The following is a 15074-nucleotide window of genomic DNA, read 5'->3' as shown; positions in this document are numbered from 1 at the left end:
CGGCTGTCTTAGTCGAGGTCTGACCCGGCGAGTTGGCTCTCGTCGGGGTCGGGGCTCTCGTCACAGTCGGGGCGGGCAAAGCGCCGCAAGCCCAGGACGAACGCGGCCGCCAGTAACACCGAGGCGCATCCCAGCGCGATTCGGATGCCCTGCATGAAGTCCGAATCGGCGGCGCTGACGATATTGGTTTCCTGCGCCGACGTGATGCGGTGTCGCGGCCCGATGAAGGCCGCGTGCGCATGCGGATTGGCGCTGTCCACGATGGTGTTGACAACGATCGAGCGCACGACGGGATCGGGCAGGTCATCTTCCATGCTGTCCGGCAGTGTGGCGCCCAAACCATGCGGCCAGAATCGAGCCCAAGAAGGCGACACCAAAAATTCCGCCCATGGACCTTTGCAGGTTGAGCAGGCCGGCGGCCATGCCGGCGCGGTGATCATCAACCTTGGTCATACCAAGGTGTAGCAGCGGTGTGACGCTGCCGCCGGCCCCCGCGCCGAAGACGGTCAGTCCCATCAGGGCGAGCGCGGGCACATGGCCCATCGCGGTGACGAACAGCACCAGCCCGGTGACCATGGCAGCCAGACACGTCACCACCGGCAGCCGCGGGCCCCATTTGTTGACCGCCGCGCCCGCCAGCAGGCTCGCCATCCCAAATCCCGCGGCCACCGGCAACATCATCAGGCCCGCGTGCAGCGGCGACAGGTCGCGCACATTCTGGAAGAACTGCGTGATCACCATCAGCGTCCCAAAGAAGCAGGACATCACCACGAAATAGACGATCAGCACAGACCGGTACACCGGCTCGGTGAACAACTGGAGATCGATCAACGGAAACGGGGCGCGCCGTTCATGCCGGATGAAAGTCCACAACAACGCGACGATGATCAACAGCAGTGAGGTCAGCACGATGACCGACCGCTGCTGAAACCGAGGTGCCTCGATGATCGTGTACGCCAGCACCGCGATCCCGGGCACGAAGGTCAGCTGTCCCACCCAATCCAGCTCGGTCGGGTCAGGATCCCTGGACTCGTCGACACCGATCAGGGTCAGCACCAACACGATCGCGCCGAGCGGCACGTTGACCGCGAACACGCTGCGCCAGCCAAGGGTCTCCACCATCAGTCCGCCCAGCGCCGGTGCCGACGCGGCGCCGACCATCCCAATGGCCATCCAGTCCGCGATGGCCCGCGCCTTCATGCGCTGATCGGGAAAGGCGTGGCTGAGCAGGGCAAGTGACAACACCGATATGAACGATGCGCCCAGGCCCTGGATCACTCGGGCCGCGGTGAACATGCCGAGATTGATCGGGAGCACGCAAACCACCGAACTTGCGACGAACAGGGCCAGTCCGACAAAGAATCCGCGCCTGCGGCCGTAGCGGTCGCCCAGCAAGGCGCAGCTCATCAACATGGCCGCCATCCCCAGGCTGTATCCGGCGACTGCCCACTGAAGACCTTGCTCGCCGGTGTGAAACACCCTTTGGATACTGGGCAATGCGACGTTGACGATATTGACGTCCACGAACACCATGAAGATGCCCAGCCCCGTTGCCGCCACGGTCAGCCGCTGGCGTCGGGTCATGACGACATTGTCAGTGGCGGGGGCAGTGGCGGGTACCTCAGCGCTGCCTGACGTGGTTGGGGGTTCGCCGATTTCGCCTGGGTTGCTCATAGCCCGCCTTGACCTTTCGCGTGGACAGGGAATGCGGCTAGAAGTTCGTCGGCTAGGTTTGACGGCTTTGACGGGCCCGCGGATCGGGGAGCAGGCCGGGACCCCAGGGCGGACCACGAGGCCGGTCGGCGGCCGGCGCTGCCAAACCATGCGTTGCCGAGCATCGCTCTCACAATGCTCAACACTAGGGAAACTGACGTAGTAGCAACTGCGTTTTACGCAGCTTTTCCAACGCCGGCTCGGTGACGGGGGACCAGGGCTCAACCGTGGGCGCCGGCGGGACTGGGCGCCGACGCGAGCCGCCGACCTCGATCAGTGCAGAAACATCAGCCAACCGCGCAACGTCGCTGTAGGGTTGTCGCCTGGGGGCTTGGTAGCCATGAGTTTCGCCAGCTGACGGGCCTCGGTGGCGTAACGACCACGACACGCCAGAGAAACGTACAGCGCGTCTCGGCGAGTAGTGGGAGCCGTTGGGCTATATGTTGCATTCAGACGAAAGGCACGAATAACCCAGTGAATACCAAGGACGCTATTCGGTGTTAACGGTCGCGGTGGGCCGGAGCAAGCGGGTAGCGTCGGGGGGTACACGCGGCACGGCAAGACGAACGGCGAACAGGAAGTAGGCCCTCACCAAAATGGCGCGCATAGGAGACGGCGGCGACCTGCTGAAGTGCTCGTTCTGCGGAAAGAGTCAGAAACAGGTCAAGAAGCTCATAGCTGGCCCCGGTGTGTACATCTGTGATGAGTGCATCGATCTGTGCAACGAGATCATCGAAGAGGAACTCGCTGACGCCGACGATGTGAAACTCGACGAACTGCCCAAGCCGGTCGAGATCCGGGAATTCCTCGAGGGCTACGTCATCGGCCAAGACACCGCGAAGCGCACGCTCGCCGTCGCGGTCTACAACCACTACAAGCGGATCCAGGCCGGCGAGAAGTCTCGCGATTCCAGGTGCGAGGCCGTGGAGCTGACCAAGTCCAACATCTTGATGCTCGGGCCTACCGGATGCGGTAAGACCTACCTAGCCCAGACCCTGGCCAAAATGCTGAACGTGCCGTTCGCGATCGCCGACGCCACCGCGCTGACCGAGGCGGGTTATGTGGGTGAAGACGTCGAGAACATCTTGCTCAAACTCATTCAGGCCGCCGACTATGACGTGAAGCGCGCCGAGACCGGCATCATCTACATCGACGAGGTCGACAAGATCGCTCGCAAGAGCGAGAATCCCTCCATCACGCGCGATGTCTCCGGTGAGGGTGTTCAGCAGGCCCTGTTGAAGATTCTGGAGGGCACCCAGGCTTCGGTGCCCCCGCAGGGCGGCCGCAAGCATCCGCACCAGGAATTCATCCAGATCGACACCACGAACGTGCTGTTCATTGTCGCGGGTGCATTCGCCGGGCTGGAGAAGATCATTTACGAGCGGGTCGGCAAGCGCGGTCTGGGCTTCGGCGCCGAAGTGCGCTCCAAGGCCGAGATCGACACCACCGACCACTTCGCCGAAGTGATGCCCGAGGACTTGATCAAGTTCGGGTTGATCCCCGAATTCATCGGTCGGCTCCCGGTCGTTGCCTCCGTCACCAACCTGGACAAAGAGTCCTTGGTCAAGATCTTGTCCGAACCGAAGAACGCACTGGTCAAGCAGTACACCCGGCTCTTCGAAATGGATGGTGTGGAGCTGGAGTTCACCGATGACGCGCTGGAAGCGATCGCCGACCAGGCGATCCACCGCGGCACCGGCGCTCGCGGGCTGCGGGCCATCATGGAAGAAGTCTTGCTGCCGGTGATGTATGACATCCCGAGCCGTGACGACGTCGCCAAAGTGGTGGTCACCAAGGAGACCGTGCAAGACAACGTGTTGCCGACGATCGTGCCTCGCAAGCCGTCACGTAGTGAGCGCCGCGACAAGAGTGCTTAACCGGCGCTGATGCCGGGCGCTTCCGGTCGCAAGCCGGCGTCATCGACCGAGTCGAGTGACGCCGGCTTCGCTGATTCGATGGCGGCCTACGATGCGCTGCCGCGGCGAGTGGTCCATGCGCTGGACCTGGTGAACTTCTCGCTGGCTGACGTCCGCGATGGCTTGGGTCCGTACCTGTCGGTGTACCTGTTGGTGACCAACAACTGGGACCAAGCCTCGATCAGGTTTGTGATGGCTGTCGGCGGCATCGCGGCCATCGTGGCGCAGACACCGATGGGCGCGTTCGTGGACCGGACGAAGGCCAAGCGGGCGTTGGTCATCACCGGCGCCTTGGCGGTCACCGCGAGTGCGCTGGCGATGCCTCTGTTTCCCGAACTCCGCTCCATCTCGTTGCTGCAGGTGCTCACCGGGATCGCCAGCTCGGTCTTTGCTCCGGTGCTGGCTGCAATCACGCTGGGCATCGTCGGCCCGCAGCTGTTCGCCAGGCGGATCGGGCGCAATGAATCCTTCAATCACGCTGGCAACGCCACGGCCGCCGCCATCACCGGTGGGTTGGCCTTCTTCTTCGGGCCGGTGGTGGTGTTCTGGGTGCTTGCCACCATGGCGGCGATGAGCGTCGTGGCAACCCTGCGTATTCCGCATGATGCGATCGATCATGACCTCGCCCGCGGTATGGATCACGCGCCCGGGGAACCGCATGCTCAGCCATCAGGCTTTGGGGTGCTGCTGCACAACCGCACATTGATGATCTTCGCGGCGGCCGTTGTCGCTTTCCACTTCGCCAACGCGGCCATGCTGCCGCTGGTTGGCCAGGTGCTGGCCCTGCACAACAGGGACGAGGGCACGGCGTTGATGTCGTGGTGCATCGTGGCGGCCCAGGTGGTGATGGTGCCCGTGGCGTACGTGACCGGAAGCAGGGCCGATGCCTGGGGACGAAAGCCGATCTTTCTGGTGGCGTTCGCCGTCTTGACCGCTCGTGGCTTTCTCTACACGCTGTCGGACAACTCGTACTGGCTGGTTGGGGTCCAGTTGCTCGACGGCATTGGCGCCGGCATCTTCGGAGCGCTGTTTCCGCTTATCGTCCAGGACCTCACCCACGGAACGGGTCACTTCAACATCAGCCTTGGCGCCATCACCACGGCGGTGGGGGTCGGCGCGGCGTTGTCCAACTTTGCTTCCGGCTGGGTGGTCGTCACTGCGGGCTACAACGTGGCCTTTATGTCCCTTGGTGCGATCGCTGGCGCGGGCTTCATCTTGTACTTGCTTGCGATGCCGGAAACGGCATCGGCAAGACTTGCCGGGCGTTGAGTTGCGGTGGCTGTGCGCGGCGGGCTGACGTCGTGCGCCACGCTCGGCGCGGCCGGGGCGGAAGAAGTGACCAATACCACACTTTTCTTCGGCCGCCGTTATCGCCCCCTCTGACGTCGGGTTTGCGATGTATGTCCCCTGTACACGGGACATTTCGGCGTCATTGTCCCCTTAGGGAGGTGACATGAGGTTGCCATACACTCCTTATGTAAGTGCCATAATCGGTACTGCCAGTGACACAAAATCGTGAGGGCGGGGAGCCACTCCGACGACGCGTAATCTAGAGATTTGGCGCGGAGTGCCTGTCCCCAGTTAGACGGAAGGGCGGAGACGTGGATCCGAACGGCAGCGAAGCCGGACCAGAGTCTCATACCGCGGCGACCCATGGCGGGCCTGACCGGCAGCGCCTGGAGAATGTGGTTATCCGTTTCGCCGGGGACTCCGGCGACGGCATGCAGCTGACCGGCGACCGATTCACGTCGGAGGCCGCGCTTTTCGGCAATGACTTGGCGACCCAGCCGAACTACCCCGCCGAGATCCGGGCCCCCGCAGGCACGCTTCCCGGGGTTTCGTCTTTTCAGATTCAGATTGCCGACTACGACATCCTGACCGCCGGTGACCGGCCCGACGTGCTGGTGGCGATGAATCCGGCCGCGCTGAAGGCCAATATCGGCGACCTGCCGCTGGGCGGGATGGTGATCGCCAACTCGGACGAGTTCACCAAGCGCAATCTGACCAAGGTGGGGTACGTAACGAACCCGCTGGAGTCTGACGAGCTCGAGGAATACGTCGTCCACTCCGTCCCGATGACCACGCTGACGCTGGGAGCCGTCGAAGCGATCGGCGCATCGAAGAAGGACGGGCAGCGGGCCAAGAACATGTTCGCGCTGGGCCTGGTGTCCTGGATGTATGGGCGGCCGATACAGACCAGCGAGACGTTCATCAGGGAGAAGTTCGCCCGCAAGCCCGAGATCGCTGAAGCCAATGTGTTGGCCCTGAAGGCGGGCTGGAATTTCGGCGAAACCACCGAGGCTTTCGGCACCACCTACGAAGTACCCCCGGCGAAGCTTCCGCCCGGCGACTACCGGCAGATCTCCGGGAACACCGCGCTGGCTTACGGCATCGTCGCGGCCGGGCAGCTGGCCGGCCTCCCCGTGGCGCTGGGCAGCTATCCCATCACGCCGGCGTCGGACATCCTGCACGAGCTGTCCAAGCACAAGAACTTCAACGTGACCACCTTCCAGGCCGAAGATGAGATCGGTGGCATCTGTGCCGCACTTGGCGCCGCTTATGGGGGCGCGTTGGGCGTCACCAGCACATCGGGACCCGGCATTTCACTCAAGTCGGAGGCGCTCGGGCTCGGCGTGATGACCGAGCTGCCGCTGATCGTCATCGATGTGCAGCGGGGAGGGCCGTCGACCGGTCTGCCCACCAAGACCGAGCAGGCTGACCTGCTGCAGGCCCTATACGGCCGCAACGGTGAGTCGCCATTGGCGGTGCTGGCGCCGCGGTCGCCTGCCGACTGCTTTGAGACCGCTCTCGAGGCGGTGCGGATTGCGGTGTCGTATCACACGCCGGTGATCCTGTTGTCCGACGGTGCGATCGCCAACGGATCGGAACCATGGCGCATCCCGAACGTCGCCGATCTGGCGCCGATCAAGCACACCTTCGCCAAGCCCGACGAGCCCTTCCAGCCCTACGCCCGCGACCCGGAAACCCTGGCGCGCCAGTTTGCCGTGCCCGGCACTCCCGGACTGGAACACCGTATCGGCGGACTAGAGGCGGCCAATGGAACGGGCGCCATCTCGTATGAGCCGACCAACCACGACCTGATGGTGCGGTTGCGGCAGGCCAAGATCGAGGGGATCAGTGTTCCCGATCTCGAAGTCGACGATCCGACCGGTGATGCCGAGCTGCTGATCATCGGGTGGGGCAGTTCCTACGGGCCCATCGGCGAAGCGTGCCGGCGGGCGAGGCGGCGTGGGACCAAAGTGGCGCATGCTCATCTGCGCTACCTCAACCCCTTCCCGGCGAATCTGGGCGAGGTGTTGCGACGTTACCCGCAGGTGGTGGCTCCGGAAATGAACCTGGGTCAGCTGGCGTTGGTGCTGCGTGGGAAGTATTTGGTCGACGTGCAGTCAGTCACCAAGGTCAAGGGTGTCTCGTTCCTGGCCGACGAGGTGGGGCGCTTCATCCGGGCCGCGCTGGCCGGCAGACTGGGCGAACTCGAGCAAGACAAGATGATGGTCGCCAAGTTGTCGGCGGCCACGGTTGAAGCGGGAGTAGGCGCATGACCCGTGCCGCGACGACGCAGAGCGAGGCGATGAGGAGGAGCGGCGCTCATGACTAGCGTGATCGGCAATCTGGCTGGCACAAACCTGGGTGTAACGCCTGTTTTGTCCAAGAACACCGGAGTGCCCACCACCGACCAGCCACAGAAGGGCAAAGATTTCACCAGCGACCAGGAGGTCCGCTGGTGCCCCGGCTGTGGCGACTACGTCATTCTCAACACCATCCGCAATTTCCTGCCGGAGCTGGGGTTGCGTCGCGAGAACATCGTGTTCATCAGCGGGATCGGCTGCTCTAGCCGCTTCCCGTACTACCTCGAGACCTATGGCTTCCACTCGATCCACGGGCGCGCTCCGGCAATTGCGACCGGTCTCGCGCTGGCCCGCGAAGACCTCTCGGTTTGGGTGGTCACCGGTGACGGCGATGCCCTTTCGATCGGGGGCAACCACTTGATCCACGCGCTGCGGCGCAATGCCAACATCACGATCCTGCTGTTCAATAATCGGATCTACGGGCTGACCAAGGGCCAGTACTCGCCGACGTCGGAGGTCGGCAAGGTGACCAAGTCGACGCCGATGGGTTCGCTGGACACCCCGTTCAACCCGGTGTCATTGGCGTTGGGGGCCGAGGCCACGTTCGTCGGCCGCGCGCTGGACTCCGATCGTGCGGGGCTTTCTGAAGTGCTGCGCGCCGCCACCGAGCATCGTGGCGCTGCGTTGGTCGAGATCCTACAGGATTGCCCGATTTTCAACGACGGCTCCTTCGACGCGCTGCGCAAGGAGGGTTCCGAAGAGCGGGTCATCAACGTCCACCACGGCGAACCAATCGTGTTCGGCGCCAACGGGGAATACTGCGTGGTGCGATCCGGCTTCGGCCTCGACGTGGCCAAGACCGCCGACGTCGCCGTCGACGAGATCGTGGTGCATGATGCCCACGCCGATGACGCGGCCTACGCCTTCGCACTGTCGCGGCTGTCCGATCAAAACCTCGAACACACGGTGTTGGGTATCTTCCGAAGCATCAGCAGACCGGCCTACGACGACGCGGCTCGCTCCCAGATCAGTGCCGCTCGGGAGTCGACGCCTTCGGATTCGGCGGCGCTGCAGTCGCTGCTGCGTGGCCGCGACACCTGGACCGTTTCCTGAAATGGCCGGACGCGAGTCGGACGCCGTGTCGTTGGCAGGGGTCGTCCTAGCCGGGGGAGAATCCCGGCGAATGGGACGTGACAAAGCCACACTGGTGCTGCCCGGTGGCAGCACGACAATGGCCGAGCACGTGCTCGGCATTGTCGGGCAACGCTGCGAGCCCGTCTTTGTGATGGCGGCCCAGGGGCAGCCACTACCGCCCCTGCAGGTTCCTGTGCTGCGCGACGAATTGCGCGGGTTGGGACCGCTGCCGGCGACCGGACGTGGCCTGCGTGCGGCCGCGGAGGCCGGCGCTCGGTTTGCCTTTGTGTGTGCCGTCGACATGCCCGGGCTGACGGTGGATCTGATCGATGATCTGGTGCGCAGCGCTATTGAGACCGACGCCGAGGTGGTGCTGCCGTGGGACGGCCGCAGCCACTATCTGGCGGCGATATACCGGACCGATCTCGCCGAGCGGGTCGACGCGCTCGTCGCCTCGGGCGAGCGCAAGATGAGCGCTCTGGCCGACCGTTCGGATACGCAACGGATCGTGATGTCGGACTCTGCGCCGTTGGCCAATGTCAACACTGCCGCGGACCTGCCCGCACCGGTGCGGCCCGGACACTGACCCTTGCCGTATCGGTCGCTGGGTGGCCTGCGTGCACCGGTGGTTATGACTGCTTTTCTAGATTTGTCTCGCTGATTTCATTTCCGTTCGATTTGGAATGGGTCTCCGAATATTTCTCTTCTTTAGTGTTCGTCGATTCGCATCGTTATTTGTCGCGGCCTATCCCGTTATTGGTTTCCCCCGGATCTTGAACGGTCGGAGCGGCAGGGCTCCGGCGTTGTTGATTAGCAGGCTTGTGAGCTGGGTTGATGATCTTTGGTGCCGCGCTATTGGGGCCGGAGTATAGGCACGGGCTATCTGGAGAACGATCGAGTTGGTTACTGTTCGTCGTTGGTCTGGAGTTGCCCGTGCCTACCGTTTCAGTATTGCCTGTGTCGTCGGTTCCAGAGGTGTTCGACCGCTGGAGTCCTGGTGAGCGCAGCGAGCTCATCGGATCGGAGTTTCTCGATGTGTTGGCCTCGGTGCCAGACCCGAGGGACCCGCGCGGTCGGAGGTATTCGCTGATGGCTTTGTTGGCGATCGCGGTTCTGGCCACTGCCGCGGGGATGCGCGGCTATGCTGGTTTTGCCACATGGGCGGCCACCGCTCCCGATGATGTGTTGGCCCAATTAGGGGTCCGGTTCCGGAGGCCCAGTGAGAAGACCTTCCGCGCTGTTTTGTCTCGGCTAGACCCCGCCGACCTCAACGCCAGGATGGGCAGTTACTTCACTGCACACGTGGCCAGCAGCGACCCCAGTGGATTGGTGCCGATCGCGTTGGACGGCAAGATGCTGCGTGGTGCTTTACGCGCCAAAGCGACAGCCACGCATCTCGTGTCGGTGTTCGCCCACCGTGCCCGATTGGTGCTCGGTCAACTCGCTGTCGCCGAGAAAAGCAATGAAATTCCCTGCGTACGTGCCCTGCTCACGCTGCTGCCGGGTAGCTTGCGGTGGCTGGTCACCGTGGATGCGATGCATACCCAGGTCGTCACCGCGAAGTTGATCTGCGCCACCTTGAAGTCGCACTACCTGATGATCGTCAAGTCCAACCAAGCCAAAATACTTGCGCGTATCACCGCGCTGCCCTGGGCCGAGGTGCCCACAGCCGCTACCGACGACTCCCGCGGCCACGGCCGTGTCGAGACCCGCACCCCGCAAATCATCACCGCTGCACGAGGAATCGGCTTCCCCTACGCAAAACAAATCATCCGGATCACTCGTGAACGCTTGATCACCGCCACCGACCAGCGCAGCGTGGAGGTGGTCTATGCCATCTGCAGCCTGCCGTTCGAGCACGCCCGCCCTACCGCGATCATGACCTGGATGCGTCAACACTGGGGAATCGAGAACAGCCTGCACTGGATACGCGACGTCACCTTCGACGAAGACCGTCAAAGGGCACATACCGGAAACGGCGCACAGGTCCTAGCAACGCTACGCAACACCGCGATCAATCTGCACCGCCTCAACGGCGCCGACAACATCGCCGAAGCCTGCCGGATCACCGCTTTGACCGCCAACCGCCGCCTAGACCTCCTCAATCCACAATTCCCCAGCTCACAAGCCTGCTAATCAACAACGCCGGAGCCCTGGTCGGAGCGGCTACCGGCGCCGCTAGAACGTATTGCGTTGCCGTACAGGGTATTTAGTACCTACGGTCGATTCCGTTTTAGCCGGGGAGCCTTCCTATTGGTCCGGCGCTGCCCTGGGTGGGAGCTGGCGACCGTATTGCAGCAAATTCGAAAACATCGCAATCTTCGTGCCGATGCGGGGGCCTGCCCGGCTCTTGTCGCGCAGCCTGGGGTTTGCTTCGTGGAGTTAGGGTCGTCTCGGTGTGGCGGAGGTAAAAGCTCTGTCCTGCAGCGATATTCGTCCCTGCGGTGACTCTTTGCTCCGTCAGCCGCCACTGCTCGTCCATCGCGGTGAACGACACTGTGACACTTGATGTTCAGTTGTTTGACAGCAGACTTCTACGAACTGCAGCTGAATGTGGTCCAACTCGCCTTTGTCCGTGGTTATGACCTGGGTCACGGCGGCCGCGCTGTGGGTGCCTAGTGCGCCGGCCGAGTTGTTGATGGGCAAACTCGTGTCTCAGCTCACAAAATGTGCGTGATTCGGCTCACGAAGGCGCTCAAACCGGCAATGCTCGTGTATTGCCACAAACTTGCGCCTGACCAGCGGGAACATTTCTGGTATCCGGCCGTGATTCGCGCGTTATAGAACTGAAATATCGGCGTGGCGGAGATGGCGAATCCAAATCGTTATCGTACGGTCCCCGTAGCCCAAAAAACCGGGCAACAGTAATGAACAAAATTGAATCCACGGACCCGCGTGTGAGCGGAGCTGCGGGCGGCACGAGTTTCGTATAGCCGCCGCTGCGGTCGGGCAAGGCCCGCCGGGCAGATCAGGCCCTCCGCTGTCGTGCCGAAACGAGACGGCACGTCTCAAAGCAGCAATTCCTAACTGGACATCGCAACCAACCCACGTCTCGTGGGCTGGCTGGCTTTGGCGCGCGCACCGCGAAAGGAACAATCTTGAAGAACGTCCGCAAGACGCTCATCGTCGCGGCGATCACAGGGACGCTCGTGACTGTGCCCACCGCCGCCACCGCCAACGCCGACGACGGCCTGGACCCGAATGCGGTCGGTGCCGACACGACGGGCTTTGACCCCAACCTGCCTGCGGCCCCGGGTGCCTTTGAGCCGCCCGCCCCGCAGGACGCACCGCCGGCCCCCGCGCTGGCCGATGCCGACCCGGACCTGCCGCCGCCGGCGCCGGACGCCATGATCGCGCCGGTCGACATGCCGGAGGCCCCCGCTCCGGAGGAGGCACCGCCGGCCCCGCAGGACGCACCGCCGGCCCCCGAGGCCATGATCGCGCCGGTCGACATGCCGGACGGTCCCGCTCCGGAGGATGCACCGCCGGCCCCGGACGCCTTCGCGCCGCCGGCCCCTGAGGATGTTCCGCCAGCTCCGGAACCAGTCGCTTTCGAGCCGCCGGCGTCGGACGTTGCCCCGCCGCCCGCTCCCAAGGTCTACACCGTGAACTGGGACGCCATCGCACAGTGCGAATCCGGCGGTAACTGGGGCATCAACACCGGCAACGGCTACTCCGGTGGCCTGCAGTTCACCGCGAGCACCTGGCGGGCCAACGGCGGCGCGGGATCGGCCGCCGGTGCGAGCCGTGAAGAGCAGATCCGAGTGGCCGAGAACGTGCTGCGCAGCCAGGGCATCGGCGCGTGGCCGGTCTGCGGCCGACGCGGCTAGCCGACGCCACGCTGGACTTTTGATGAGAGTGTCGGGCCTTCGGGCCCGGCACTCTCACCTTGTTTGGGGTCTTACCGGGTCCAGCCCGGCCCTATCAGGTGTGAATCCGGGCGCCACTGGCCCTCGTCTGCTCACTAACCCCTGACCGCGCGGTAGCGTCGGGTCGGTGAGCGAGACGCCGCGTGAATTCGACATCATCCTCTACGGAGCGACCGGCTTCGTCGGCAAGCTGACCGCGCAATACCTGGCCCGGGCCGGCGGCGACGCGCGAATCGCGCTGGCCGGCCGGTCGACCGACCGATTGTTGGCGGTCCGTCAGACGCTGGGAGAGGCCGCACAGTCCTGGCCCGTGGTCAGCGCCGACGCCGGCGCACCGGCGACACTCAAGGAGATGGCCGCCCGCACCCGGGTGGTCGTCACCACGGTTGGGCCGTACATGCGCTATGGCCTGCCCCTGGTGGCCGCGTGCGCGGCTGCCGGCACCGACTATGCCGATCTGACCGGCGAGCCGCCGTTCGTGCGCGAAAGCATCGACCTGTATCACAAACAGGTCGCCGACACCGGGGCCCGGATCGTGCACGCCTGTGGCTTCGATTCGATTCCATCGGACCTCACCGTGTACGCCCTCTACCGTGCCGTCCGCGACGACGGTGCCGGTGAGCTGGGTCGCACCGACTTCGTCGTCCGTTCGTTCGCCGGCGGGGTATCGGGCGGCACGGTCGCGTCGATGCTGAAAATTTTGCGTGCCGTCTCCGCCGACCCCGATCTGCGTCGCCAGTTCACCGACCCCTACACGCTGAGCACCGACCGCGCCGCCGAGCCGGAACTTGGACCGCAGCCCGATCTGCCCTGGCGTCGTGGTGGACGAATCGCTCCAGAACTGACCGGGCTGTGGACGGCAGGATTCATGATGGCGCCCACCAACACCCGCATCGTGCGGCGCAGCAACGCGCTGCTGGATTGGGCGTACGGCAAGCGGTTCCAGTACACCGAACACATGAGCCTGGGCTCGTCGGCGGTGGCGCCAGTGGCCTCGGCCATGATCAGCGGTGTTGGCAACGCGATGACGGGCTTGGGCAGCCGCTACTTCCGGTTGCTGCCACAACGGTTGGTGGAGCGCATCGCTCCCAAACCCGGCACCGGCCCCAGCGCCGCAACTCGGGAGCGCGGCTACTACCGCATCGAGACCTACACCACGACGACCTCGGGTGATAGGTACGTGGCACGGATGGGGCAGGACGGTGATCCCGGGTACAAAGCGACGTCGGTGTTGCTGGGGGAGTGCGGTCTGGCACTGGCCTTCGATCGTGACCAGCTTTCGGGCCTGCATGGCGTGCTCACCCCGGCGGCCGCGATGGGTGACGCGTTGCTAGCGCGCTTACCGGCCGCGGGTGTCGCGCTGGCTACCGAACGGTTAACTTGAACTGGTCTGCCGCAACGGCTTTCGGTGAAGAGCGCGGCGGTCTAGTGTCGAAAGTGGTCCACAGAAGTTCACAGCGCACCCAATGAGCCGCAAAAGAGGTGGCATCGATGGCCGGTCTCGACGATCTTTACGCTCGGATACCTACCTCGGAAATCGCCAGTCGGCTAGGCGTCGACCAGGGCGAGGTTGACAGCGCGGTTCACGTGCCGGTGCCGGTGCTGGTCAGCGGTCTGCACCAGACTTCGCAAGATCCCGACCATGCCAGCAGGATCGAATCTGCCGCCAACCGTCAGGCGGCCCGGGGCCTGCTCGACGCCGGCGGGGGTCTGGATCACAACCTTGATGCGGCGGACCGGGGCGACGGACATCAGACGATTGCGACACTTTTCGGTGGCAACGACGCCGAGCAAGTCGCATCGGCGTTGGCCAAGGGCGGCGCCGGCAACCGCGATCTGCTCAAGCAGCTGTTGCCGATCGTGCTCCCGATTGTGTTGGCCTACATCGGAAATCAGCTAGGCTCGGGGGAAGGATCGCAGCAGAACTCCGAGTCAGCCTCCCGCGGAGGGCTAGGCGAGGTGCTGGGCAGCATCCTCGGGGGCGGATCCGTTGACAAGTCCCTGGGGAGCATTCTCGGCAGTGTGCTGGGAGGCAAAGGCGGCGCCCTGGGTGACATTCTGGGCGGCCCACTGGGCGGTAAGAAGTAGCGCCAGTCGGCGGCCGGCGTAGCTGCCGTTTCGCTCGACCACCGCGAGCCGATTCAAGATAAGTAACGAGAGGGGTATTGCCAATGTCGGACACACTGACCGAAGGACAGCAGCTGGTGCCGGGGGAGTCACTGGTTTCCAAGAACGGGGCTTACACCCTGACCTTGCAAGACGACGGCAATCTCGTGTTGGCCTCCCGCGGCACCCCGCTGTGGGCGAGCGCCACCAACGGCCAGCAGGTGGTGCGCGCCGAGGTGCAGCGCGACGGCAACTTTGTGGTGTACACGGCGGACAAACCGGTCTGGCACACCGACACCAAAGGCAAGAAGAACGTCCGGCTGGTGCTGCAAGACGATCGCAATCTGGTGCTCTATGCCGCTGACGGACCGGCCTGGTCGACGCATACCGAGACCGACGCCCCGCCGCCGCCCGAGCCCACCGCCGCGGCCGAAGCCACTGCCTCGGATACGGCTCAGCGCGTCGACACCACCCCGGAGGCCGTCGCGGCAGCGGTCGCCGAACCGGCGCCACCGGAGCCTGCTGCCGAGCCCGCGCCGCGGACCTACACCGTGGTCTCCGGTGACACCCTGTGGGCCATCGCGGAGCGCTTCTACGGCGACGGCAGCAAGTATCAGGTGATTGCCGAGGCCAGCGGTGTGGCCAATCCCGACTTGATCCACCCCGGCGAGGTGCTCACGATTCCCTGATCGCGGCTAAACGGCGTGCACCTGAGGTTTTGGGTGCCTACAGGCCGCCCGAGCGCT

General features: G+C 64.3%; 10 protein-coding genes and 1 pseudogene. 10 read left to right on the top strand and 1 reads right to left on the bottom strand.

From position 1 onward, the window contains the following. Positions 1-8 precede the first annotated feature (8 nt). A pseudogene (locus MPSD_RS19065) lies at positions 9-1584 on the bottom strand (MFS transporter). A 725-nt stretch (positions 1585-2309) separates the two neighbouring features. On the opposite strand from MPSD_RS19065, the gene clpX reads away from it, so the two are divergent. The 10 genes from clpX (at position 2310) to MPSD_RS19000 (ending at position 15017) form a co-directional block, all read left to right on the top strand. Beyond that, a complete protein-coding gene (gene clpX / locus MPSD_RS19060; protein WP_012395407.1) occupies positions 2310-3590 on the top strand; it encodes an ATP-dependent Clp protease ATP-binding subunit ClpX in 1281 nt (426 codons plus the stop codon). Between the two features lie 78 nt (positions 3591-3668). Continuing rightward, positions 3669-4898, top strand: a complete 1230-nt coding sequence (locus MPSD_RS19055) for an MFS transporter (RefSeq protein WP_086085208.1) — start codon at positions 3669-3671, stop codon at positions 4896-4898. 332 nt (positions 4899-5230) lie between these two features. Continuing rightward, entirely contained in the window at positions 5231-7192 is a 1962-nt protein-coding gene (locus MPSD_RS19050) for a 2-oxoacid:acceptor oxidoreductase subunit alpha (protein ID WP_020786717.1), read from the top strand. 48 nt (positions 7193-7240) lie between these two features. Then, complete coding sequence (locus MPSD_RS19045) at positions 7241-8332, top strand: 2-oxoacid:ferredoxin oxidoreductase subunit beta (RefSeq protein ID WP_086085198.1); 1092 nt, start codon at positions 7241-7243, stop codon at positions 8330-8332. A 1-nt stretch (position 8333) separates the two neighbouring features. Then, positions 8334-8939 carry a molybdenum cofactor guanylyltransferase gene (gene mobA, locus MPSD_RS19040; protein ID WP_086085197.1) on the top strand — a complete coding sequence of 202 codons (606 nt, stop codon included), beginning with the start codon at positions 8334-8336 and terminating at the stop codon, positions 8937-8939. A 347-nt stretch (positions 8940-9286) separates the two neighbouring features. Then, positions 9287-10489 (top strand): ISAs1-like element IS2404/ISMul1 family transposase, encoded by a 1203-nt coding sequence (locus MPSD_RS19025; protein WP_420811919.1) that lies wholly within the window; start codon positions 9287-9289, stop codon positions 10487-10489. A gap of 1211 nt (positions 10490-11700) precedes the next feature. Next, positions 11701-12183 carry a transglycosylase family protein gene (locus tag MPSD_RS30440; RefSeq protein ID WP_420811946.1) on the top strand — a complete coding sequence of 161 codons (483 nt, stop codon included), beginning with the start codon at positions 11701-11703 and terminating at the stop codon, positions 12181-12183. Between the two features lie 166 nt (positions 12184-12349). Then, positions 12350-13606 (top strand): saccharopine dehydrogenase family protein, encoded by a 1257-nt coding sequence (locus tag MPSD_RS19010; RefSeq protein ID WP_020786721.1) that lies wholly within the window; start codon positions 12350-12352, stop codon positions 13604-13606. A gap of 107 nt (positions 13607-13713) precedes the next feature. After that, positions 13714-14310 carry a DUF937 domain-containing protein gene (locus MPSD_RS19005; RefSeq protein ID WP_020786722.1) on the top strand — a complete coding sequence of 199 codons (597 nt, stop codon included), beginning with the start codon at positions 13714-13716 and terminating at the stop codon, positions 14308-14310. Between the two features lie 83 nt (positions 14311-14393). Beyond that, on the top strand, positions 14394-15017 hold the full coding sequence (locus MPSD_RS19000) for a LysM peptidoglycan-binding domain-containing protein (protein WP_011741447.1): 624 nt from the start codon (positions 14394-14396) through the stop codon (positions 15015-15017). Positions 15018-15074 lie beyond the last annotated feature (57 nt).

This window comes from Mycobacterium pseudoshottsii JCM 15466, from assembly GCF_003584745.1.
In the GTDB taxonomy this organism is placed as follows: Bacteria; Actinomycetota; Actinomycetes; order Mycobacteriales; family Mycobacteriaceae; genus Mycobacterium; species Mycobacterium marinum.
This window is presented reverse-complemented; position numbering and strand designations above follow the sequence as displayed.

Coding starts and splice junctions, on each gene's coding strand:
- clpX (WP_012395407.1), top strand. CDS start 2,310: ATGGCGCGCATAGGAGACGGCGGCGACCTGCTGAAGTGCTCGTTCTGC.
- MPSD_RS19055 (WP_086085208.1), top strand. CDS start 3,669: ATGGCGGCCTACGATGCGCTGCCGCGGCGAGTGGTCCATGCGCTGGAC.
- MPSD_RS19045 (WP_086085198.1), top strand. CDS start 7,241: ATGACTAGCGTGATCGGCAATCTGGCTGGCACAAACCTGGGTGTAACG.
- mobA (WP_086085197.1), top strand. CDS start 8,334: ATGGCCGGACGCGAGTCGGACGCCGTGTCGTTGGCAGGGGTCGTCCTA.
- MPSD_RS30440 (WP_420811946.1), top strand. CDS start 11,701: ATGATCGCGCCGGTCGACATGCCGGAGGCCCCCGCTCCGGAGGAGGCA.
- MPSD_RS19005 (WP_020786722.1), top strand. CDS start 13,714: ATGGCCGGTCTCGACGATCTTTACGCTCGGATACCTACCTCGGAAATC.
- MPSD_RS19000 (WP_011741447.1), top strand. CDS start 14,394: ATGTCGGACACACTGACCGAAGGACAGCAGCTGGTGCCGGGGGAGTCA.